19 protein-coding genes are annotated in these 18,945 nt (G+C 67.3%); 8 read left to right on the forward strand and 11 right to left on the reverse strand.

Annotated features, from left to right (window positions below):
- The first annotated feature begins 65 nt into the window (after nucleotides 1-65).
- Entirely contained in the window at nucleotides 66-1,397 is a 1,332-nt protein-coding gene (locus tag ACPTTC_RS23925) for a HAMP domain-containing sensor histidine kinase (RefSeq protein WP_226197858.1), read from the forward strand.
- A 58-nt stretch (nucleotides 1,398-1,455) separates the two neighbouring features.
- Nucleotides 1,456-2,139: a response regulator transcription factor gene (locus tag ACPTTC_RS23930; RefSeq protein ID WP_423395707.1), complete on the forward strand. Its 684-nt coding sequence runs from the start codon at nucleotides 1,456-1,458 to the stop codon at nucleotides 2,137-2,139.
- A gap of 74 nt (nucleotides 2,140-2,213) precedes the next feature.
- Here the strand turns inward: ACPTTC_RS23930 and ACPTTC_RS23935 are convergent, their stop codons facing one another.
- Together ACPTTC_RS23935 and ACPTTC_RS23940 are read right to left on the reverse strand one after the other, a co-directional pair.
- Nucleotides 2,214-2,369, reverse strand: coding sequence for a hypothetical protein (locus ACPTTC_RS23935; RefSeq protein WP_423394189.1), 156 nt, complete (start codon nucleotides 2,367-2,369; stop codon nucleotides 2,214-2,216).
- A 93-nt stretch (nucleotides 2,370-2,462) separates the two neighbouring features.
- Nucleotides 2,463-2,735: a DUF4148 domain-containing protein gene (locus tag ACPTTC_RS23940; RefSeq protein WP_423394190.1), complete on the reverse strand. Its 273-nt coding sequence runs from the start codon at nucleotides 2,733-2,735 to the stop codon at nucleotides 2,463-2,465.
- A 328-nt stretch (nucleotides 2,736-3,063) separates the two neighbouring features.
- Here ACPTTC_RS23940 and ACPTTC_RS23945 point away from each other — a divergent pair, with 328 nt between their 5' ends.
- Nucleotides 3,064-4,239 carry a porin gene (locus ACPTTC_RS23945; protein WP_423394191.1) on the forward strand — a complete coding sequence of 392 codons (1,176 nt, stop codon included), beginning with the start codon at nucleotides 3,064-3,066 and terminating at the stop codon, nucleotides 4,237-4,239.
- A gap of 85 nt (nucleotides 4,240-4,324) precedes the next feature.
- Here the strand turns inward: ACPTTC_RS23945 and ACPTTC_RS23950 are convergent, their stop codons facing one another.
- The 5 genes from ACPTTC_RS23950 to ACPTTC_RS23970 all read right to left on the reverse strand — a co-directional run bounded on the left by ACPTTC_RS23950 (nucleotide 4,325) and on the right by ACPTTC_RS23970 (nucleotide 12,009).
- The gene (locus ACPTTC_RS23950) at nucleotides 4,325-5,791 is read right to left on the reverse strand and encodes an efflux transporter outer membrane subunit (RefSeq protein ID WP_423394192.1); all 1,467 of its coding nucleotides are present in this window, start codon (nucleotides 5,789-5,791) and stop codon (nucleotides 4,325-4,327) included.
- Nucleotides 5,784-6,989: an efflux RND transporter periplasmic adaptor subunit gene (locus ACPTTC_RS23955; protein ID WP_423394193.1), complete on the reverse strand. Its 1,206-nt coding sequence runs from the start codon at nucleotides 6,987-6,989 to the stop codon at nucleotides 5,784-5,786. Before ACPTTC_RS23955 ends, ACPTTC_RS23950 begins: the two co-directional genes overlap by 8 nt.
- Entirely contained in the window at nucleotides 6,979-10,233 is a 3,255-nt protein-coding gene (locus ACPTTC_RS23960) for an efflux RND transporter permease subunit (RefSeq protein WP_423394194.1), read from the reverse strand. The genes ACPTTC_RS23955 and ACPTTC_RS23960 overlap by 11 nt, the downstream gene beginning before the upstream one ends.
- Nucleotides 10,234-10,390: 157 nt before the next feature.
- Nucleotides 10,391-11,065, reverse strand: a complete 675-nt coding sequence (locus ACPTTC_RS23965; protein WP_423394195.1) for a response regulator transcription factor — start codon at nucleotides 11,063-11,065, stop codon at nucleotides 10,391-10,393.
- A 20-nt stretch (nucleotides 11,066-11,085) separates the two neighbouring features.
- Entirely contained in the window at nucleotides 11,086-12,009 is a 924-nt protein-coding gene (locus ACPTTC_RS23970; RefSeq protein ID WP_423394196.1) for a LysR family transcriptional regulator, read from the reverse strand.
- Here ACPTTC_RS23970 and ACPTTC_RS23975 point away from each other — a divergent pair.
- Both ACPTTC_RS23975 and ACPTTC_RS23980 read left to right on the forward strand, forming a co-directional pair.
- Nucleotides 11,995-12,240, forward strand: coding sequence for a hypothetical protein (locus ACPTTC_RS23975; RefSeq protein WP_423394197.1), 246 nt, complete (start codon nucleotides 11,995-11,997; stop codon nucleotides 12,238-12,240). The two genes, ACPTTC_RS23970 and ACPTTC_RS23975, sit on opposite strands and share 15 nt — an antisense overlap.
- 94 nt (nucleotides 12,241-12,334) lie before the next feature.
- The gene (locus ACPTTC_RS23980; protein ID WP_175957825.1) at nucleotides 12,335-12,709 is read left to right on the forward strand and encodes a hypothetical protein; all 375 of its coding nucleotides are present in this window, start codon (nucleotides 12,335-12,337) and stop codon (nucleotides 12,707-12,709) included.
- A 155-nt stretch (nucleotides 12,710-12,864) separates the two neighbouring features.
- On the opposite strand, the gene ACPTTC_RS23985 is transcribed toward ACPTTC_RS23980, so the two are convergent.
- A complete protein-coding gene (locus ACPTTC_RS23985; RefSeq protein WP_423395708.1) occupies nucleotides 12,865-13,953 on the reverse strand; it encodes a porin in 1,089 nt (362 codons plus the stop codon).
- 548 nt (nucleotides 13,954-14,501) lie between these two features.
- Nucleotides 14,502-15,431, reverse strand: a complete 930-nt coding sequence (locus ACPTTC_RS23990; protein WP_423394198.1) for a LysR family transcriptional regulator — start codon at nucleotides 15,429-15,431, stop codon at nucleotides 14,502-14,504.
- A 62-nt stretch (nucleotides 15,432-15,493) separates the two neighbouring features.
- On the opposite strand from ACPTTC_RS23990, the gene ACPTTC_RS23995 reads away from it, so the two are divergent.
- Nucleotides 15,494-16,390 carry an NmrA family NAD(P)-binding protein gene (locus tag ACPTTC_RS23995; protein ID WP_423394199.1) on the forward strand — a complete coding sequence of 299 codons (897 nt, stop codon included), beginning with the start codon at nucleotides 15,494-15,496 and terminating at the stop codon, nucleotides 16,388-16,390.
- 202 nt (nucleotides 16,391-16,592) lie between these two features.
- Here ACPTTC_RS23995 and ACPTTC_RS24000 read toward each other — a convergent pair whose 3' ends face one another.
- Nucleotides 16,593-17,219 (reverse strand): TetR/AcrR family transcriptional regulator, encoded by a 627-nt coding sequence (locus ACPTTC_RS24000; protein ID WP_423394200.1) that lies wholly within the window; start codon nucleotides 17,217-17,219, stop codon nucleotides 16,593-16,595.
- Nucleotides 17,220-17,532: 313 nt separating this feature from the next.
- On the opposite strand from ACPTTC_RS24000, the gene ACPTTC_RS24005 reads away from it, so the two are divergent.
- Both ACPTTC_RS24005 and ACPTTC_RS24010 read left to right on the forward strand, forming a co-directional pair.
- Nucleotides 17,533-17,877 (forward strand): H-NS family nucleoid-associated regulatory protein, encoded by a 345-nt coding sequence (locus tag ACPTTC_RS24005; protein WP_423394201.1) that lies wholly within the window; start codon nucleotides 17,533-17,535, stop codon nucleotides 17,875-17,877.
- Between the two features lie 54 nt (nucleotides 17,878-17,931).
- The gene (locus ACPTTC_RS24010) at nucleotides 17,932-18,105 is read left to right on the forward strand and encodes a hypothetical protein (protein ID WP_423394202.1); all 174 of its coding nucleotides are present in this window, start codon (nucleotides 17,932-17,934) and stop codon (nucleotides 18,103-18,105) included.
- A gap of 48 nt (nucleotides 18,106-18,153) precedes the next feature.
- Here ACPTTC_RS24010 and ACPTTC_RS24015 read toward each other — a convergent pair whose 3' ends face one another.
- The gene (locus ACPTTC_RS24015) at nucleotides 18,154-18,912 is read right to left on the reverse strand and encodes an SDR family oxidoreductase (protein WP_423394203.1); all 759 of its coding nucleotides are present in this window, start codon (nucleotides 18,910-18,912) and stop codon (nucleotides 18,154-18,156) included.
- Nucleotides 18,913-18,945 lie beyond the last annotated feature (33 nt).

Consider the following 18,945-nt stretch of genomic DNA (forward strand, 5'->3'; position numbering starts at 1 on the left):
CGTTCTCCACGCATCACGTCCAGCCGGCGCCCAAGCGGCGCTGGTACTCCAGCACGTTCCGGCTCGTGTCTGTCTACGCCGTGACGTTTTCCATCTCGGTGATGTTGCTGCTCGGCTACATCGCATCGGTGATCACGCACGACATGGAGCGCGAGACCGATGTGGTGATCGACTGGCAGATGATCTACTTCGATTCGATCCAGGAGGACCAGCTTCCTGCCGCCATTCAGCACCGGATCGAGCGCGAGCGGATGCACACCAACTATTACGGGCTCTTCACCGCGGACGGCAAGCATATCGCGGGCGACGTGCTGGCGCTGCCGGCCGGCCTCCAGCCGAACCGCAACGGCGTGACGCTCGATCACACGATGACGATCGCGGGCGACCAGGTGCCGCCGGTCGTCCGCACGATGGCGGAGCGGCGCGCCAACGGCGACATTCTGGTGCTTGGGCGCGACCTCACGCACATCCTGAGGATCCGCGCGGCGATCATCCAGGCGCTCGTCGGCGGCGGGTTGTTCTGCCTTGCCGCGGGCGTCGTCGGCGGGTTGATCCTCAGCGTCCGGCAGATGCAGCGCCTGAAGGAAGTTCGGCTCATCACGCAGCGCATCGCGCAGGGCGACCTCGGGCAGCGGCTGCCGATCGGCGGGCACGACGAGATCGACCTGCTGTCGCATCTCGTCAATCACATGCTCGAGGAAGTCGAGCGCCTGATGAACGAAGTGAAGGGCGTCTGCGACGGCATCGCGCACGACCTGCGGACACCGCTCGCGCACGTGCACACGCTGCTCGCGCACGCGGCGGAGCGCGCGGACGGGCTCGACGATGCGGCGCTGGCGAGCCTCGTCGCACGGGCGCGCAACGAGACCGACGTGCTGCTCAGCCGCTTTCGCGCGATGCTGCGCATTGCCGAAATCGGTTCGCTGCAGCGGCGCGGCGGGTTCGCGGAGGTGGCGCTGGAGGATCTCGTCACGGATGTCGGGCAACTGTTCGAGCCGCTCGCCGACAGCCGTTCGATCCAGTTCGTGGTGCTCGTCGAGCCTGTCACGCGGATCCATGGCGATTGCGCGCTGCTGTTCGAGGCGCTCACCAACCTGCTCGACAACGCGCTCAAGTACACGACGTCGGGCGACACCGTGCGCGTGGAACTGCATGACACGCCGTGCGGTCCGCGCATCGACGTGGTCGACAACGGCCCGGGCATCGCGGCCAACGAGCGCGAGGCCGTGCTGCAGCATCGCTACCGCAGCCGCCGTACCGGGCATCTCGCCGGAGCGGGGCTCGGCCTGAGCATCGTGTCGGCGGTCGTCAACGTGCACGACTTCACGCTGCGCATCGGCAATGCCGAGCCCGGCACGCGCGTGACGATCGAATGCTGGCCGAGGTCGCTGGCATGACGTTTGTCCGGATGCAATTGCTCGTGTGTGCGGTTTTCCGCTGCGAGGCCCGTTGACGATGCGCGTCCTGCTCGTGACTTCGCCGCACCCGGAAGCGGCGTGGCTGCACAAGGCGCTGCAGGAGAGCGGGCACAGCCTGCAGCGCGCCGACGACCTGCGCGACGGGCTGTTCCTCGCCTCGCAGGAGGCGTTCGACGCAATCGTCGCGACGGCTTTCGAGCCCGGCGGCGACGCCGCGCTGATCGCGATGCTGCCGCGTTTCGTCGCCGGCGGCGGCGGCGCGGCGCTGGTGGTGCTGATCGGCCAGGCGTCGGCGCGCGAGCGCATCCGCGTGCTGCGTGCGGGCGCCGACGCCTGCTTTTGCGCGCCATACTCGTTCATCGAGCTGCACGAGCGCCTGCAGGCGCTGCAGCGGCTGGCCGGGCCGCGCGACACGGAAGGCCCGGTCGCGGCGGCATCCCCGTTCGACACGCTCGCGCGTGAACTCAAGGACGGCAAGCTGCGCCTGGCCGTGACGCGGCGCGAATGCTTGCTGCTCGAATGCCTGATGCGCCGTCCGAACGCGCCGGTGCCGCGCGATCAGCTGATCCGCTACGTCTGGCAGGACAAGGAGGATGTCGATCCGTCGAGCGTCAATCTCGTGGTGTCGCGGCTGCGCCGCAAGCTTGCGCGGCACCTGCCCGGCGTGCGGATCGATACCGTGAGCCGTTACGGCTACCAGGTGACGCTGCCGGACGCCTGAGCGCGCGGGCGCGGCCCGCATCGAGCGGAAGACGCGACGGGCGCCCTGCCGACGGCAGCGCGCCCGTCGTGCGTTTACGAGCCGAAGAACGGCACGCAGAAATCGGGCGGGCCGACGCAATCGCCGGGGCCGTCGGGCTGCGCGGCGGCACAGCCGGACAGCAGGACGCCGACGGCGACCGCGGCGATCGCGAGACGGGCAGAACGGGCGAACAACGGACGAAGCTTCATGAATGGCGGACGTTTCGGTGAACGGGAGGCGTCGCCGCGGACGGCGCGGACGGCATGAGCCGGGCACCGCGCCCGGCCGCACGGCGGTGCGCATCAATGCGAGTAGAGCGTGGAGTTCAGGTACTTGAGCTGCCCGTCCTGTTCGGCATGCACGAGCTCGGCGTAGACCTCGGCGCGCGTCTTCTCGTGCATCGCCTGGCCGTACGGCGGCACCCACTGGCCGGCGGCCTGCACACCGGTCCCCCCATCCTTGGTGACGGCGGAAGCCATCTGCATCGGCTGGCTGCCGGTCTGTGCAAACGCGGGAACGGACAGTGTGCCGATTGCGGCGAGCATGGCGGCGGCGACGATATGGGCGGTTTTCATGTTCGGAGTCCTCATGATGGTTGACTGGGTTCATCCCCCGGCGCGGCATGTGTCGCTGTTGCGCATCGGGTCGAGGTCAAGCATAGAGGAGGGTGGCTAGCGGATCGGCATACGCAACGTGAAAAGAAATTCATGCGCGGGCGCAGCGTCTGGGCGGACATGAAACCGTTGCATCGCGAACATGAAGAAGGTTTCATTTTTCGGGCCGTTTTGATAACGGCGCTGTCATGCCCGCCGCCTAAATTGTGCGCCATCGCATCGCGGACGGACCGGCCATCCCACACTGGCCGGCGATGCGAGAAGACCGATCCACTCTAGCGAAACCATCATGAAGAAATATCTGGCAATCCCGGCGGTGATCGCGTGCGTGCTTGCGAGCGCGGCCCATGCGCAGAGCAGCGTCACGCTGTACGGCACGATCGACGCGGGCCTGGACTACATCAGCAACCAGAAATCGTCGGCCGGTGCGGGCCCGGTCTACGGCGTCCAGAGCGGCAACCTCAGCACGTCGCGCTGGGGGCTGCGCGGCAACGAGGATCTCGGCGGCGGCCTGGCTGCCGTGTTCACCCTCGAGAACGGCTTCAACGTCGCGAACGGCAAGTTCGGCAACGGCGGCGACGAGTTCGGCCGCCAGGCGTGGGTCGGTCTGTCCAGCCGCCAGTGGGGCACGGTGACGCTCGGCCGCCAGTACGATTTCCTGGTCGACTTCGTCGCGCCGCTGTCGGCGACGGGCTCGGGATTCGGCGGCAACATCGCCGATCACCCGTACGACAACGATAACCTCGCCAACGACACGCGGATGAACAACGCGGTGAAATTCCGCAGCGCGGACTACGGCGGCTTCACGTTCGGCGGCGCGTACGGCTTCAGCAACCAGGGCGGCGGGTTCAGCAACAACAACGCGTACAGCGTCGGCGCGCAGTATGCGAACGGCCCGGTCGACCTTGCGGTCGCATACCTGCAGTCCAACCAGCCGGGCGGCGTGAATGCGCCGCAGAACACGGGCGGATCGCTGAGCAGTTCGGACGGCGATGCGATGCTGGCCGGCGGCCGCTGGCGCACGTTCGGCGCCGGCGCACATTACGCGTTCGAGCATGCGGCGATCGGCCTCGTCTATACGAGAACGATCCTGAACGATCCGCGCGAACTGTCGCAAGGCGGTGCGTACGGCGCCGTGAACGGCCAGTTGCTGACCTTCAGCAACTACGAACTGAACGGGCGCTACTTCCTGACGCCGGCCTTTTCGCTGGGCGGCTCGTATACGTTCACGCAGGGCCGTTTCGACGATGCGGGCCGCAGCGTCGCGCCGAAGTGGAACCAGTTCATGCTGCAGGCCGACTATGCGCTGTCGCGCCGCACCGATCTCTATCTCGAAGGCGTGTACCAGCGCGTGACGGGCGCGGACGGCGTCGCGGTGCTCGGCAACGCGGGGATCTTCAATCTTGCCGCGTCGGGCAACGACCGGCAGGCCGTGGTCGCGGCCGGTATCCGCCACAAGTTCTGAGCAGCCGGATCGATGTAAAAAACGGCACCCGTCATCGCGACGGGTGCCTTGAAAGGCGACACGCCTCCCGCGTGTCGCGAGGGTGTCAGGTCGCGGAACGGGCCGGCGTCGCGGCCGGCGCCTGCGCCCCGGGTGCGGCTTCATCCGTCGACCACCCGCCGCCCAGCGCGGCGATCAACCCCACCGCCGCCAGTTGCCGGCGCGTGTCCAGTTCCAGCATCGTGACCTTCGTATTGAGCTCGGTGGTTTGCGCCGTCACCACGTCGAGATAGCTGACGACGCCGTCCCGATAGCGCGACATCGACAACTGCAGCGTGCGCTCGGCCGCGTCGAGCGCTTCCTGCTCGCGAGCGGCTTCGTCGCCGAGGTGGTGCGTGAGCGCGAGGTTGTCCTCCACCTGCTGGCACGCGGCGAGCACCACCGCGCGATAGCGCGCGCCGTTCTCGGCCAGTTTCGCGTGCGCCTGGTCGGTGAGCGCCTGGCGGCGGCCGCCGTCGAACAGCGTCAGCGCAAGGCTGGGCCCGATCGACCAGATCTCGTTCGGCGCGCTGAGCCAGTGGCCGAGCCCGGAACTCTGGTACCCGCCGATCAGCCCGAGCGTGATGTCGGGGAAGAACGCCGCACGCACCACGCCGATCTTCGCGTTGCCGGCCGCCATGCGGCGCTCGGCGGCCGCGACGTCGGGACGCCGCTGCAGCAGCGTGGCGGGAATGCCGGCCGGGATCGTCGGCAGGTACGCGACGCCCAGGTCCGGCGTCAGCGAGAACGACGACGCCGGTACGCCCGTGAGCGTCGCGATCGAGTGCTCGTAGAGCGCGCGCCGCGCGCGCACGTCCTCGGCCGATGCACGGGCCGAATCGAGCTGCGTCCGGGCGCGCGAGACGTCGAGATCGGACGCGATGCCGCCTTCGTGCCGGCTCATCGTCAACTGCAGCGCGCGCCGGTAGGTGGCGATCGTGTCGGCCAGCAGTTGCTGCTGCTGGTCGAGCCCGCGCAGGTTGAAGTACGCGTTCGCGAGGCTGGCCTGCAGGCTCAGCCGCACCGACGCGAGATCGTCGGCGCCGGCTTGCGCGTCGGCGCGGCCGGCCGCGACTTCGTTGCGGACTTTCCCCCACAGGTCGAGGTCGTAGTCGAAGCCGGCGTCGAGCGTGTTGGAGCCGTACACGTCCGGCTGGTTCGAGCCGCGCAGCGGCCGCGTGGCCGATTGCCGGTTGCTCGAGACCTGCGCGCCGAGGCCGATGGTCGGAAACAGCCCCGAGCGCGCCTGGTCGAACAGCGCGGCGGCTTCGTCGTGACGGGCCACGGCGGCGGCCACGTCGGGGTTGGCCGCGGCCACCTGCGCTTCGAGCCGGTCGAGCACCGGATCGCGGAACGCCTTCCACCAGCCGTCGCGCGCGATGCGGTCGGCCGGCTTAGCGGTCTGCCAGCCGCCCACTTCCTTGAAACTGGCCGGCAACGCCGTCCGCGGTGCGTGATAGGCGGGCGCGAACGAGCACGCGGAGAGGAACGCGATGCCGGCGAGCATCGCGCAGAGCCGAACCCGGTTAGCCATTCGCACGCTCCGTGTCGCGCGCGGCCGCCGCGACGGCGCGGGCCGGCGCCGCGAGCCTGACCGGGTCGCCCGCGGCCAGCGAGTCGGGCGGGTTGTCGATCACGCGATCGTCCGGAGCGAGGCCGGTCGCGATCTGCACGTGCGTGCCGAGGTCGGTCGCGACCGTCACGGGCTTGAATACCGCGCGGTTGTCCTTGCCGACCACGGCGACCTGCAGGCCTGCCTGCCGGAAGATCAGCGAGCTGGCCGGAATCGTCAGCACGTGGCTGCTGCCGGCCGGCAGCGCGAAATGCACTTCGGTGTATTCGCCCGGAATCAGCTTGCCGTCGCGGTTGTCGACCATCAACTGCACGAGCAGCGTGCCGGTCGAATCGGCGATCGAGTCGTCGGTGTCGGCGAGCGTCGCATGGAAGGTCTCGCCCGGATGCTCGGGCACGGTCAGCGTGGCCGTCATGCCGGGGCGGATCGCGGCCGCCTCGTTCTGCGGCACGCTGACGTAGACGCGCATCTGGTGCACGTCGGATACGGCGAACAGCTCGGGGCCCGTGCCGCCGCCGGCCGAGATCAGCTGGCCGATATCGGTCTTGCGCGCGGTGACCACGCCGTCGAACGGCGCGACGATGCGCTTGAACGCCTCGAGCGCGTCGAGGCGCCGCACGTTGGCCTCGTTGGCCGCGACGATCGCCTGCTTGGCGGCGAGGTCGCTGGTCTTCTCGTCGGTTTCCTGCTGCGACACCGAATCCTGAGCGAGCATCCTGGTCCAGCGCGCGGCCGTGGACGCGGCCAGCTTCTCGTTGGCGAGCGAGCTCTGCAGGTCGGCGCGCGCCTGCTGCAGCTGCTGGTCGAGCTCGGGCGTGTCGATCAGCCCGAGCAGTTGGCCCGACTTCACGTGCGCGCCGATGTCGGTGTACCACGCATGCAGGTAGCCCGACACCTGCGCGTGGATCGGCGCGCTTTCGAACGCGGACAGATGGCCCGGCAGCACCAGCGTGCTGCTGTCGGCGCCGGTCGACGGCGTGTAGGCGACCACGGTCGGCACGGCCTGCTCGGCGGACCAGGTCGTCATTTCCTGTTTCGCGTGCGCGCGGCCGACGACGCCGGTCGTCACGATGCCGACCGCGATCAGCGCGGTGATCGTGGCGACGAGCTTGAGGTTGGGCAGCCGTTTCGGCGACTTGATATCGATCTCAGTGGACATGGGAAGCTCCGGACGCGGAAGGGGAGGAAGCGCGGGAAGCGTCGTGCTTCAGCGCGTCGCGCCGATGCACGAGGCTGAACACGACGGGAACGAAGAACAGCGTCGCGATCGTCGCGCACGCAAGGCCGCCGATCACCGCGCGGCCGAGCGGCGCGTTCTGCTCGCCGCCGTCGCCGAGGCCGAGCGCCATCGGCGCCATGCCGATGATCATCGCGAGCGCCGTCATCAGCACCGGGCGGAACCGCGTGAAGCCGGCCTCGAGTGCGGACGCCAGCGCGTTGCCGGTTTCGGCCAGGCGCTCGCGCGCGAAACTGACGACGAGAATCGAGTTCGCGGTCGCCACGCCCATGCACAGGATCGCGCCGGTCAGCGCCGGCACCGACAGCGGCGTGTGCGTGGTGAACAGCATCCAGACGATGCCGGCCAGTGCGGCCGGCAGCGCCGAGACGATCACGAACGCATCGGCCCACGAGTGGAAGTTCACGACGATCAGCAGGTAGATCAGCGCGATCGCGCCGAGGAGGCCGAGCAGCAGGCCGGCGAACGCGCCGTTCATGGTCTGCACCTGGCCGCGCAGCGTGACGGTCGAGCCCTTCGGCAGATCCTTCGCGGTGGCCTTGACGATGCCGTCGATGTCGGCCGCGACCGCGCCGAGGTCGCGGCCCTGGGTCGTCGCGTAGATGTCGAACAGCGGCTCGATGTTGTAGTGCGACACCACCGCGTTGCCGACGCCGCGCGTGATCGTGGCCAGGCCGCCGAGCAGCTGCGACTGGCCGCTTGCCCCGGTGACGGGCAGGTTCTGCAGTGCCGACAGCGTGGTCATCCGGTACTGCGGCGTCTGCGCGACGATCGGGTAGGACACGCCGTTGCGCGGATTGAGCCAGTAGGTCGGGGCGACCTGGCTGGTGCCGGCCAGCGTCGCGACCACCGAGTTCGTCACGTCCTGCTCGGTGATGCCGAGCTGGTCGGCGCGCGTGCGGTCGACCGCCACCGTGAACTGCGGGTAGGTGCTGGCCTGCTGGATGCGCGTGTCGGCGATGCCTGCGATCAGGCGCAGCTTGCGGTACAGCTCGCGTGCGTACTCGAGGTTCGCGCGCTGGTTGGGGCCGGCCACCTGCAGGTCGACCGGGGCGGGCGAGCCGAAATTGAGGATCTGGCTGACGATGTCGGCGGGCAGGAACGAGAACGTGGTGCCCGGATAGGCGCGCGGCAGCAGTTCGCGCAGCGTGCGCACGTAACCGGCGGTCGGCGCGTGATCCTTCGACAGTGAGATCAGGATGTCGCCATCCTGCGGCCCGAGCGTGCCGCTGTTGTTGTAGGTCAGGTTGATCCCGCTCTTCGGCAGGCCGATGTTGTCGATCATCGCGCGCAACTGCGACGGCGGAATCACGCCGCGGATCGTGTTCTCGATGTGGTCGAACTCGGCGGCGGTTTCCTCGACGCGCGTGCCGACCGGCGCGCGCACGTGCAGCGAGATCTCGCCCGAGTCGATGGCCGGGAAGAAGTTGCGGCCGAGCCACGGCGCGAGCACGAAGGACGCGGCCACCACGCACAGGAACCCGATGACGAACGGCTTGCGGCGCGTGAGCGCGAGGCCCAGCAGGATCCGGTACGACGCGCGCACGGCCTCGAAGCGGCGCTCGAACGCGCGCTGGAAGCGCACCAGCGGATTGGACGAGGGCGGCACGTCGTGCGCGCCTGCGTGGCCAGCGTGCGGATCCATGATCGCGGCCATTTCGCCCGACGCATGGCCGGCCGATGCGTGCGGCTTGAGCAGGTATTGCGCGAGCATCGGCACGAAGGTGCGCGACAGCACGAACGACGACACCATCGAGAAGATCACGGCCTTGGCCATCGGCACGAACAGGAAGCGCGAGATGCCGTCGAGCATCAGCATCGGCACGAACACGATGCAGATGCACAGCAGCGAGACCAGTGCGGGCATCACGATCTGCTTCGCGCCGTCGACGATCGCGGCACGGGTGTCCTTGCCCTGTTCGAGGTGCCAGTTCACGTTCTCGATCGTCACCGTCGCGTCGTCGACCAGGATCCCGACCGCCAGCGCGAGGCCGCCGAGCGTCATCACGTTGAGCGTTTCTCCGGTGGCCGCGAGCAGCGCGATCGCCGAGAGCACGGCCAGCGGAATCGACGCGGCGATGATCAACGTGGAGCGCCACGAGCCGAGGAACAGCAGGATCATCAGCGAGGTCAGCGCGGCGGCGATGATGCCTTCCCGCGCCACGCCGCTGACGGCGCCCTTCACGAAGGTCGACTGGTCGCCCATGGTGACGAGCTTCAGGCCCGGCGGCAGCGTCTGTTCGATCAGCGGCAGCTTGGCCTTCACGCCCGCGATGATGTCGAGCGTCGACGCCGAGCCGTTCTTCAGGATGCTCATCAGCACGGCGCGATGGCCGTCGACGCGCACGATGTTGCTCTGCGGCGGGAAGCCGTCGCGCACGTGCGCCACGTCGCGGATATAGAGGGTCGTGCCGCCGACCGACTTGATCGGCAGGTCGTTCAGCGCGTCGAGCGCGAGCGGGCTGTTGTTGAGCTTGATGTTGTATTCGAAGCGGCCGATCTTCTGCGTGCCGGCCGGGATGATCTGGTTCTGCTGCGCGAGCGCGTGCGCGACGTCCTGCGCCGACAGCCCCTTCGACTGCAGCGCCTGCGGATCGAGGTCGATCTGCACCTCCCGCGCCTTGCCGCCATATGGCGTCGGAATCGCGACGCCGGGCACCGACAGCAGCTGCGGGCGAATGAAGTTCTCCGCGTAGTCCTCCAGCTTCTGCTCGTCGAGCGTGTTGCTGCTCAGCGCGATCTGCAGCACCGGCACGGTCGACGCGTTGTAGTTGAGGATCTGCGGCGGCGTGGTGCCGGGCGGCATCTGCTTGAGCACCGTCTGCGAGATCGACGTGACCTGCGCGGTGGCCGTGCGGATGTCGACGGTCGGCTGGAAGAAGATCTTGACGATGCCGAAGCTGCGGAACGACTGGGATTCGATGTGCTGGATGTCGTTGACCGTGGTGCCGAGCGTGCGCTCGTAGTACGTGACGATCCGGCCGGACATGTCGTCCGGCTGCAGGCCGGAATAGTTCCAGACGACACTGATCACCGGAATGCGGATGTCCGGGAAGATGTCGATGGGGGTGCGCACCGCCGCGAGCGGACCTGCGATCAGGATCAGCAGCGCCAGCACGACGAACGTATAGGGCCGGACAAGCGCGAGCCGGACAATTTTCAGCATGGGGTGCTGCTCCGTTCAAAAGCGTCGTGAAGAAGAGCCGGATGCGCGCGGCCTCGGGAAAACACCGATGCGCAGCCGATGACCGCATTCTGCGGAGCGGCCCCTAACAGCCGGTCGCTAAAAAGATGAAACAAGTTTTAGGTGGCGGCGGCCCGATTCAGCCGAGCATGTAGCCCGAGCCGCGGATCGTGCGGATCAATGGCCCGGCGCCGGGCCGGTTCACCTTCTTGCGCAGGCGGCCGACGTGCACGTCGATCAGGTTCGTGCCCGGATCGAAGCGGCAGCCCCATACCGCTTCGAAGATCATCGTGCGCGTGAGCACGCGCCCCGCGTGGCGCATCATGAATTCGAGCACGCGCCATTCGGTCGGCAGCAGCGCGAGCTCGTGCCCGCCGAGCGTGACGCGACGCCGCACCAGGTCGAGTTCGAGCTCGCCGGCGCGCAGCACCGTCTCGACCTGCGCGCCGCGCGGCCGCCGACGGATCAGCACGTCGATGCGCGCGCACATCTCGTCGAGCGAGAACGGCTTGACGAGATAGTCGTCGCCGCCCGCGCGCAGCCCCTGGATGCGCTGGTCGACATCGGACATCGCGCTCATCACGAGCACCGGCGTGTCGAGGCCGACGCCGCGCATCGTCGCGAGGATCGTGAGGCCGTCGAGATCCGGCAGCATGCGGTCGAGCGTGACGACGTCGTAGTCGGCGCTCATCGCGCGGGCCATGCCGTCGCGGCCGGTGCGCGCGACGTCCACCTGGTGGCCGGCGGCTCGCAGCGCGCGCGTGATGTGATCCGCGATCAGCGGATCGTCTTCGATCGTCAGGATGCGTGTCATCGACGGAGCGTCCCGGGGCGTCAGGCGGCGGAGAGCTGCACGGTGTCGCGTTCGAGCGCGCGATAGTGGTCGACCACGTAGTCGATGAAGCTGCGCACTTTCGTCGACAGATAGTTGCGGCTGGGGTAAAGCATCGACACGCAGCGCGGGCCGCCGTTGACTTCGTAACGTTCGAGCAGCGGCAGCAGCGTGCCGCGCGCGATATCGTCGGCGACGAGCGGATGCGGCAATTGCGTGATGCCCATGTGATTGAGCGCCGCGATCCGCACCATCATGCTGCCGGACGACGCCAGCGCGTTGCCGGTATAGACGCGGTAGGCGCCGTCGACGTCGGAGAACTCCCAGCTGCGGGCCGTGCCGTTCGACACGGTCAGCAGGCTGTGTTCGTTCAGTTCGCCGGGGTCGTTCGGCGTGCCGTGGCGCGCGAGGTACTCGGGCGACGCGACGACCACGTCGCGCACGCTCATCAGCATGCGCGAGACGAAGGTCGCGTTGATCAGGCGGCGATCGTCGCAGAAGCAGACGTCGTAGCCGCCCTCGACCATGTCGACATGCGTGTCGAACGTCGTCACGTCGAACCGGACACGCGGATGGGCGGCGCGATACGCCGACAGCAGGAGGCCGAGGCCGGCCGCGACGGAGGTCGCCGACGCCGCGATCCGCAGCGTGCCGCGCGGGTCGCGGGTGGCCTGCACGAGGTTCGATTCGATCTCGTCGAGCTTCTCGATGATCGTGCGGCAACCGTCGAGGTATTCGCGGCCGGTCTCGGTGAGGGACAGGCTGCGGGTCGTCCGGTTCAGCAGGCGCATGTTCAGGTGCGCTTCGAGCATGCCGACGCTGCGCGTGACCGCGGCAGCGGACATCCCGAGCTGGCGGGCGGCGAGATTGAAACTCGACAACTCGACTACGCGCGTGAAGACACGCATCGCTTGCAGTTGATTCATGATCCGCGCAAGGGTGGGGTTGGGAGGCATGCGCCGGCGATGATCGATCGGCGCGTCCTGCAACGCGTGAGCGGCAGGGTAGCGAGCCGATTATGGGATGCGTGCCTGCCGCTCACGCTTAAAAAACGACGCGGGATGGATGAAATTTCGTTTAAGGAAGCGGCGGGGGAGGCGGGGTATCTGCTGCTCAAGCACACGACGAACGGTTTCCCGGCGTCGTTCGTCATCTAAAAAAAACTTCATGAAGCGACACCGAATCTTCAGGTGAGCGTGTGGCGCGGCTGCCGATAATAGGACGATATAAGTCGTGACAAGGAACGCAGAAATGACGCAGCCGCTGAGTATCAAGATGATCCAGGAGCACGGCAAGCCGGTGGTGCTGGTGTCGATCGAACGTGGCGCCGCGGTGCTCGATCCGGAGGACGTCGACGCGGTCATCCAGTATCTGAGCCTGCTGCGCGCGTCGATGCAGCCGGCGGTGCCCGAGATGCCGCCGCGCGCGCAGCAATTCGTGACGGAAATGGACCCGTGCTGGTATGCGGAGCGCCATCCGCTGTACGGCGGCGCGGTGCTGTTGCTGCGGCACACGGGGCTCGGCTGGGCGAGCTTCGCGCTGCCGCCGCGGAGCCTCGAGCGCCTGCACGGGTCGCTCACGCAACTGCTCGAGGATGAGCAACTGGCGATCAGCCTGCCGAACTGACCCGGCGTGTTCGTCAGTTGCGCCGGCCCCGGGGACCGGCGGATGATGCGTCGCCGCGCGACGGTGCGACGGGCGGCTGGCGGCTGGCGTGTCGATCGATGCGATGCCGGACCCGGCTTCCGGAACGTCGGAAGCCGGGCCGGACGCAAAGTCGCCTAGAACGTATGACGCAGCCCGATCCGGCCGACCGCCTGACGGCCGTTCGACGACGGATCGAAGCCCGCGACCTGCGCGACGGCGCCGCCCGACGCCATCTGCAGCGCCGCGAGCGCGTAGACGGCCGTGCGCTTCGACAGTTCGTACTCGGCGCTCGCGTTCAGCTGCCGGTATTTCGGCTCCTGGCCGGTCGCATGGTCACGGCCGGTCGTGTAGGTATAGCCGAGGCCGAAGTTGAGCTGGCTCGTGGCCGCGAGCGTGCCGGCGATCTCGTAGTTCTGGAACTTCACGTCCTGCTCGTCGTCGCCTTGCTGGAAATCGACGTTGCTGAAGTTGCCCATCAGCTTGACCTTGCCGATCTGGTACGACGCGCCTGCCGCGAAGATATTCTGGCTGCGCGCGTTCTCGAGATAGTTGCCGTATACCGCGTTCGTGTAGCCGTCGCCGTTCTGGTAGCTCTGCACCGCCTGCTCCGGATCGTTGACGCGCAGATAGCCGACGCCGGCCGAGAACGGCCCGTTCGTATACGCGACGGCCGCGCTGTAGGCCGAGTTGTCGGAGAAGCGGCCGGGCTGGCCGCCGAACGAGTAGAGCGCCTCGCCGGTGAAGCCGGCGATCGTCGGGCTCGTGTATTTGACGGCATTGCTGACCGCAAAGCCGTTGTCGAGGTTGTCCATGTCGTTCGGGTGCGAGAAATACCAGCCGCCGTAATAGCTGTTCAGCGAGTACGGCTCGATCAGGTCGACGACCGGATCCCACTGGCGGCCGAGCGTCAGCGTGCCCATGCGCTCGCTCGACAGCCCGGCGTAGGCGTTGCGGGAGAACGCGAGGCCGCTGCCGAGCCCGCCGTTCGTGGAATTGAAGCCGCTTTCGAGATCGAAGATCGCGGCGAGCCCGCCACCCAGATCTTCCCGGCCGCGCAGCCCCCAGCGGCTGCCGGCGCTGACGCCGCTCGCCATCTGCCACAGGTGCTGGTCGCCGACGTTCGACGCGAAGTCGATCCCGGTGTCGACGATGCCGTACAGCGTGACGCTGCTTTGCGCATGCGCGTGGGAGAACAGGCCGCAGCAGGCGAGCGCGCAAGTCATGCGCAGCAGCCGTGTCGTTTTATTCATGGATGGATGTCTCGATTGGAGGTTGACGGATATTGTTCGCAGTCCTTTGTGAAAGGGCTGGTCGTCGACAATATAGCGGCGTCGATCGCTCGCGCAGCAGCAATTCAGTCTTTCAGTTTTCGCGTTGGATTCGCGCATGCGGCCGGTCGACAACGGTATTTGTCCGTCGCTGTGAGCGGTGGCGAGCGGTCGACAGGCGGGGCGATTCGAGTTGACGACGCGACGGATTCGGCGGCGGGGTGCCGATGGCGTGATGATGGGCCGCGAGGTCTCGTGTCGCAACGGCCCGCGGTTCACGGCGCTCGGCAAGGCCGGCTGGAAGGGAAAAAGCGACGGCAATCGATCGACTGAAAATTCGAGGCTTGTCCGTCAAGCCCTCGTAGATTGCCTCGTCCGAGGGCACGTTGGGAGGACTGATCAACGCTGAATGATCTCGTGACACACGGATTCCGGATCCGGATGTTTGAGGGAGAAGTGGATCGCGTCAAGGCCAATGCGTTGCGGGTGATCGCGCACGGCGCCTATGGTTCTATCGCCTGCACAATATCGACGATCTGAGCGCGTAGCCACGCATGCGCGGCATCGTCGTGCGTGCGCTCATGCCAGATCATCGACAGCGCGAAATGCGGCACATCGACCGGCAATTCCACAAGCGTGACCGGCATCGACAACGCGACGTGCTGCGCGAGGCGGCGCGGCAGCACCAGCGCCATGTCGCTCTTCGCGACGACCATCGGCGCTACCAGAAAGTGCGGCAACCGCATCGCGATTCGCCGGTGCAGCCCGTGCCGCGCGAGAGCCGCGTCGACCAACTCACCGCCCCGGCCGCCGATCGTCACCAACACGTGCGACAACGCCGCGAAACGCCCAGGCGTCAGTCGCGCCGACAGGATCGGATGCCCGGTTCGAATGATGCAGACCAGGCTGTCGTCGTAGAGCGTTCGACGATAGAAGCCTGCGGGCAACGCATCGTCTTCGAATGCGCCAAGCGCGATGCCAGCCGTGCCGTCCGCCACGAGTTCGACGTTGTTGCCGCGGGACGGCGGTACTTCGAGATTCAGCCCCGGCGCGCGTTGTTCCAGTCGCGCATTCACGTCTGGAATCAGCGTTAGCGCCATGTGGTCGAGGCACGCGATCGAGAACTGCCCGCGCGCGGTGGCGGGATCGAATCTTTCGGGCGCGACGATGCTGGCCGCTTCCGCCAGCACGCGCGAGACGCGCAGCGCCAGCGATGCCGCGCGCGGCGTGAATTCCAGCCCCTTCGGCGTGCGCACGACGACGCGATCGTCGAGCAGTGTGCGCAGTCGGCCCAACGCGCGGCTCGCGGCGGGCTGAGTCAGACCGAGCCGCATGCCGGCGCGTGTGACACTGTGCTCCTTGAGCAACGCGTCGAGCAGCTTGAGCAAGTTGAGGTCGACGGAACGTAAATCCAGTTCGTGCATGCTGGACATGATCGGTATGCATTTGAGTTATGTGAGGTCAGCGTACATCATCGAAGCCATCGCTCCAACGGGTGGGGCGGCTGTCTGGAGAGCATATGTACGTTGTCACGGGTGTCACCGGGCGCACGGGAGCCGTCGCGGCCCAGGCGCTGATTGATGCAGGCGTTGCGGTTCGCGTGGTCGTGCGCGATCGCGCGAAGGCGGCGCGCTGGGTCGCGCAGGGCGCGGAGGTGGCGGTCGCCGACCTGGCCGATTCGGCCGCACTGACGCAAGCGTTGACCGGCGCGCGCGGCGCGTATCTGGTCAAGCCGCCCAACTATGCGCTTGAGAATCTGTTCGATCATGCGGACGTGACGGCGCGCGCCGTTGCAGAAGCGGTCCGCGCATCGGGCCTGCCCAAGCTCGTGCTGTTGTCGTCGGTCGGCGCGGACCGGCCGGACGGCACCGGCGTGATCGCGACCAACAGGACCGCGGAGCGTCGGCTGGCCGAACTGGGAATCCCGGTCACGTTCCTGCGTGCCGCGTACTTCATGGAAAACTGGGCACGTGTTGTCGATCCGGTCCGCACAGAGGGCATCTTGCCAAGCCTGCTCGCGCCGGTCGAGCGTGCCATTCCGATGGTCGCGACCGAGGATATCGGCCGCGTCGCGGCGGACGTTCTGCGTGAGGACTGGATGGGTATCCGGAAGATCGGGCTCGAAGGGCCGACGGCATATTCGCCCGGCGACATCGCGGACATCTTTTCACGCCTGCTGAATCGGCCGGTGCGGCCGGTCGCGCTTGAGCCGTCCGCATGGGCCGGGGTACTCGCGATGCATCCGTTCTCGATTGCTGCAATCGATGGATTCATCGAACTGAATCGAGGGCTGAACAGCGGCCATATCGATTTCGGGAGCGACCAAGCGGTCGAGCTTCGGCAAGGACGCGTACCGTTCGAACGGGTTGCCGAGGATATCCTGCGAGCGTGACGACGCACGTTTGCATGCGGTGCATCGCCGCAGCATCGCGTCGTTCGTGAATGACCTGCGATCAACGCGCGGCAGCACAGTGCTGCCCGGATACGGGCAGCATCGGGTACGGCGAACGACCGCAACGCGGCGAACCGCGTCACGCGCGAACCGGCTCCATCGCGGCGCCGGCCATCCCCGTGATCGCTTGCAACCTCGCCGGTCAGCGCACCGGCGCTGCCGCCGCCAGCAGGCTGCGCAGGAACACCATGATCATGTGCCCGATCGGCACTTCTGACAGGATCGACCGCTGGAGCGACAGGCCTTGCGAGAGCCCCATGAACGACACGGCCAGGACGGCCGGCGATTCGGGCGGCACCTTCTTCATCCTCGCGAAAATCTGTTCGATGCAATAGGCGAGGCCATCGCGGTGGCCGTCCAGTAACGCCTGCGACGCCGCTGCGAACGCCGGGTTGCGCCGCCCCTGAAGCTTGAACTCGACGCCCAGGACCGACCACTCGGGCTCGGCATCGACAGTCCGCGACCAGGCTTCCAGCGCATTCAGAATGTCCTCCCCGGACGCAGACGGGTCGCTCAGCGCCCGCGCGATGTCGGCCACCTGCGTCGTCGAACGCTCCCGCATCAGTTCGACGAACAATTCCTCCTTGCTCGCGAAATTCGAATAGAACGCGCCCTGCGTATAACCGGCCTCGGCCGCGATATCCCTGAGCGACGTGCCGCCGAACCCGCGATCGACGAACAGCCGCTTCGCCGCCGCGAGCAAATGGGCGCGGGTCTGCTGTCGGCTTTCTTCGCGGCTCAGCCGCGGGGGAAGGGAGGGCATGTTCATGGCAGGCAGGATATCAGTTGATATTTGAGATAGATACTATTACGATCGCGTTTCAAATATCACTTGATATTTGAAACGCAGGGCGCGATTGTGTCGCCGGACGTCTACCGCGAGGATTCCCCGGGCGGACGCTCGGGCCGACGCGGGGGCGCGCACTGTGCGCGGCGGTATGTCGTTGCCCGCGTGTCGCGTGCTTCGACGCGCCGACGCGAGCCGCTTGCCGATCGAGTGGATCCCGTCGTCACGGGGCGTCGTGAAACAGTCAGTTAGTGATGCGAATCATGATGGTTCGCATGCAGATGTGGATGCGGGCATGAAGAAGATGAGCGCGAGCAAGACCTATGCACAGCTCGTAGTCGAGCTGGCCGAACTGGACGAGGAAATCGAGCGAGCACGCGCGCGCGAACGCGTCGATGCGATCGCGGCGGTTCACTCGTTGATGGATACCTATGCGATCAAGCATCGCGACCTGGTCGGCCGCAACGGCAGCCGGGGTTCGTACGTCGTGAAAGTGCTGCCGGCGCGCTATCGCGATCCGGCGAGCGGAAAGGAGTGGAGCGGGCGCGGCAATGCGCCGCTCTGGATCAGGGGCAAGGATCGTCGTCAGTTCGTCATCGTCAAGCCGCCGTCCACCGGCAAGAAAACCCGGACCGGCTGACGCACGGCGCCAGGCTACGGCGACAGAGGCTTCGCCGGTGCCTGACTCGGCGGCATGAGCACCACGAGCAGCGTCGCGCCTTCGGGTGACGGCGCCACGTACGCATGCGGCCGATGCGACGAGATCAGCGCGCTCACCGGCGCGCAACCGCGTCGGTTCGCCGTGCTTGAAGTGCAGCTCGAGTTCGCCCGACAGCACATGACGTCGTCAGCAATCATGGGCGGGTGACGTCTCCCGCTGCGGACCGGCCGGGACTGGGCGTCGCGAGCGCTTCGTTTAGCCCCGACCGACGAACGGCATCGCGGTCGCCATGATCGTCATGTTCAGGATGTTCGTGTCCAGCGGCAGGTTCGCCATCTGGACGACCGCGCTCGCGACATGCGTGACGTCCATGCGCGCCTCGGGCGCGAGGCTGCCATCCGCCTGCGGGACGCCTTGCGTCATCCGTTCCGTGAGCGACGTCGCTGCGTTGCCGATGTCGATCTGGCCGCACGCGATGTTGTACCGGCGGCCGTCGAGCGCCAGTGACTTGGTGATTCCGGTCACCGCATGCTTGGTGGCCGTGTACGCAATCGTGTCGGGGCGCGGCGCGTGCGCCGAGATCGAGCCGTTGTTGATGATCCGGCCGCCCTGCGGCGTCTGCGCTTTCATCAGGCGCCACGCGGCCCGCGCACACAGGAAGACACCGGTCAGGTTCGTCGCGACGACGCCGTTCCACACATCGAATTCGTATTCGTCGAGTGAAACCGGCGGGGCGTTGCGGCCGGCATTGTTGAACAGCACGTCGAGCCGGCCGAACTGCTGCGCGATCCGTGCGAACGCGTGGTCGACCGACGCTTCATCGGTGACGTCTGCAGGAAACACTTGCGCGTCGCCGCCGGCGGTGCGGATCGCATCCTGCGTTGCGCGCAGCGATTCCTCCGTGCGTCCGAGCAGCGCGACGGTGAATCCCGCTTGGGCGAGCGCGATGGCCACTGCGCGACCGATGCCGGAGCCGGCGCCCGTGACGGCTGCGATTTTTTTCGGGACAGACATGGCTTGATTTCCTGCTGGTTGAAAGAGGGGCAA

This window comes from Burkholderia mycopellens (assembly GCF_964265025.1).
In the GTDB taxonomy this organism is placed as follows: domain Bacteria; phylum Pseudomonadota; class Gammaproteobacteria; order Burkholderiales; family Burkholderiaceae; genus Burkholderia.

Coding starts and splice junctions, on each gene's coding strand:
- ACPTTC_RS23930 (WP_423395707.1), top strand. CDS start 1,456: ATGCGCGTCCTGCTCGTGACTTCGCCGCACCCGGAAGCGGCGTGGCTG.
- ACPTTC_RS23935 (WP_423394189.1), bottom strand. CDS start 2,369: ATGAAGCTTCGTCCGTTGTTCGCCCGTTCTGCCCGTCTCGCGATCGCC.
- ACPTTC_RS23940 (WP_423394190.1), bottom strand. CDS start 2,735: ATGAAAACCGCCCATATCGTCGCCGCCGCCATGCTCGCCGCAATCGGC.
- ACPTTC_RS23945 (WP_423394191.1), top strand. CDS start 3,064: ATGAAGAAATATCTGGCAATCCCGGCGGTGATCGCGTGCGTGCTTGCG.
- ACPTTC_RS23950 (WP_423394192.1), bottom strand. CDS start 5,791: ATGGCTAACCGGGTTCGGCTCTGCGCGATGCTCGCCGGCATCGCGTTC.
- ACPTTC_RS23955 (WP_423394193.1), bottom strand. CDS start 6,989: ATGTCCACTGAGATCGATATCAAGTCGCCGAAACGGCTGCCCAACCTC.
- ACPTTC_RS23960 (WP_423394194.1), bottom strand. CDS start 10,233: ATGCTGAAAATTGTCCGGCTCGCGCTTGTCCGGCCCTATACGTTCGTC.
- ACPTTC_RS23965 (WP_423394195.1), bottom strand. CDS start 11,065: ATGACACGCATCCTGACGATCGAAGACGATCCGCTGATCGCGGATCAC.
- ACPTTC_RS23970 (WP_423394196.1), bottom strand. CDS start 12,009: ATGAATCAACTGCAAGCGATGCGTGTCTTCACGCGCGTAGTCGAGTTG.
- ACPTTC_RS23980 (WP_175957825.1), top strand. CDS start 12,335: ATGACGCAGCCGCTGAGTATCAAGATGATCCAGGAGCACGGCAAGCCG.
- ACPTTC_RS23985 (WP_423395708.1), bottom strand. CDS start 13,953: ATGACTTGCGCGCTCGCCTGCTGCGGCCTGTTCTCCCACGCGCATGCG.
- ACPTTC_RS23990 (WP_423394198.1), bottom strand. CDS start 15,431: ATGTCCAGCATGCACGAACTGGATTTACGTTCCGTCGACCTCAACTTG.
- ACPTTC_RS24000 (WP_423394200.1), bottom strand. CDS start 17,219: ATGAACATGCCCTCCCTTCCCCCGCGGCTGAGCCGCGAAGAAAGCCGA.
- ACPTTC_RS24005 (WP_423394201.1), top strand. CDS start 17,533: ATGAAGAAGATGAGCGCGAGCAAGACCTATGCACAGCTCGTAGTCGAG.
- ACPTTC_RS24010 (WP_423394202.1), top strand. CDS start 17,932: ATGAGCACCACGAGCAGCGTCGCGCCTTCGGGTGACGGCGCCACGTAC.
- ACPTTC_RS24015 (WP_423394203.1), bottom strand. CDS start 18,912: ATGTCTGTCCCGAAAAAAATCGCAGCCGTCACGGGCGCCGGCTCCGGC.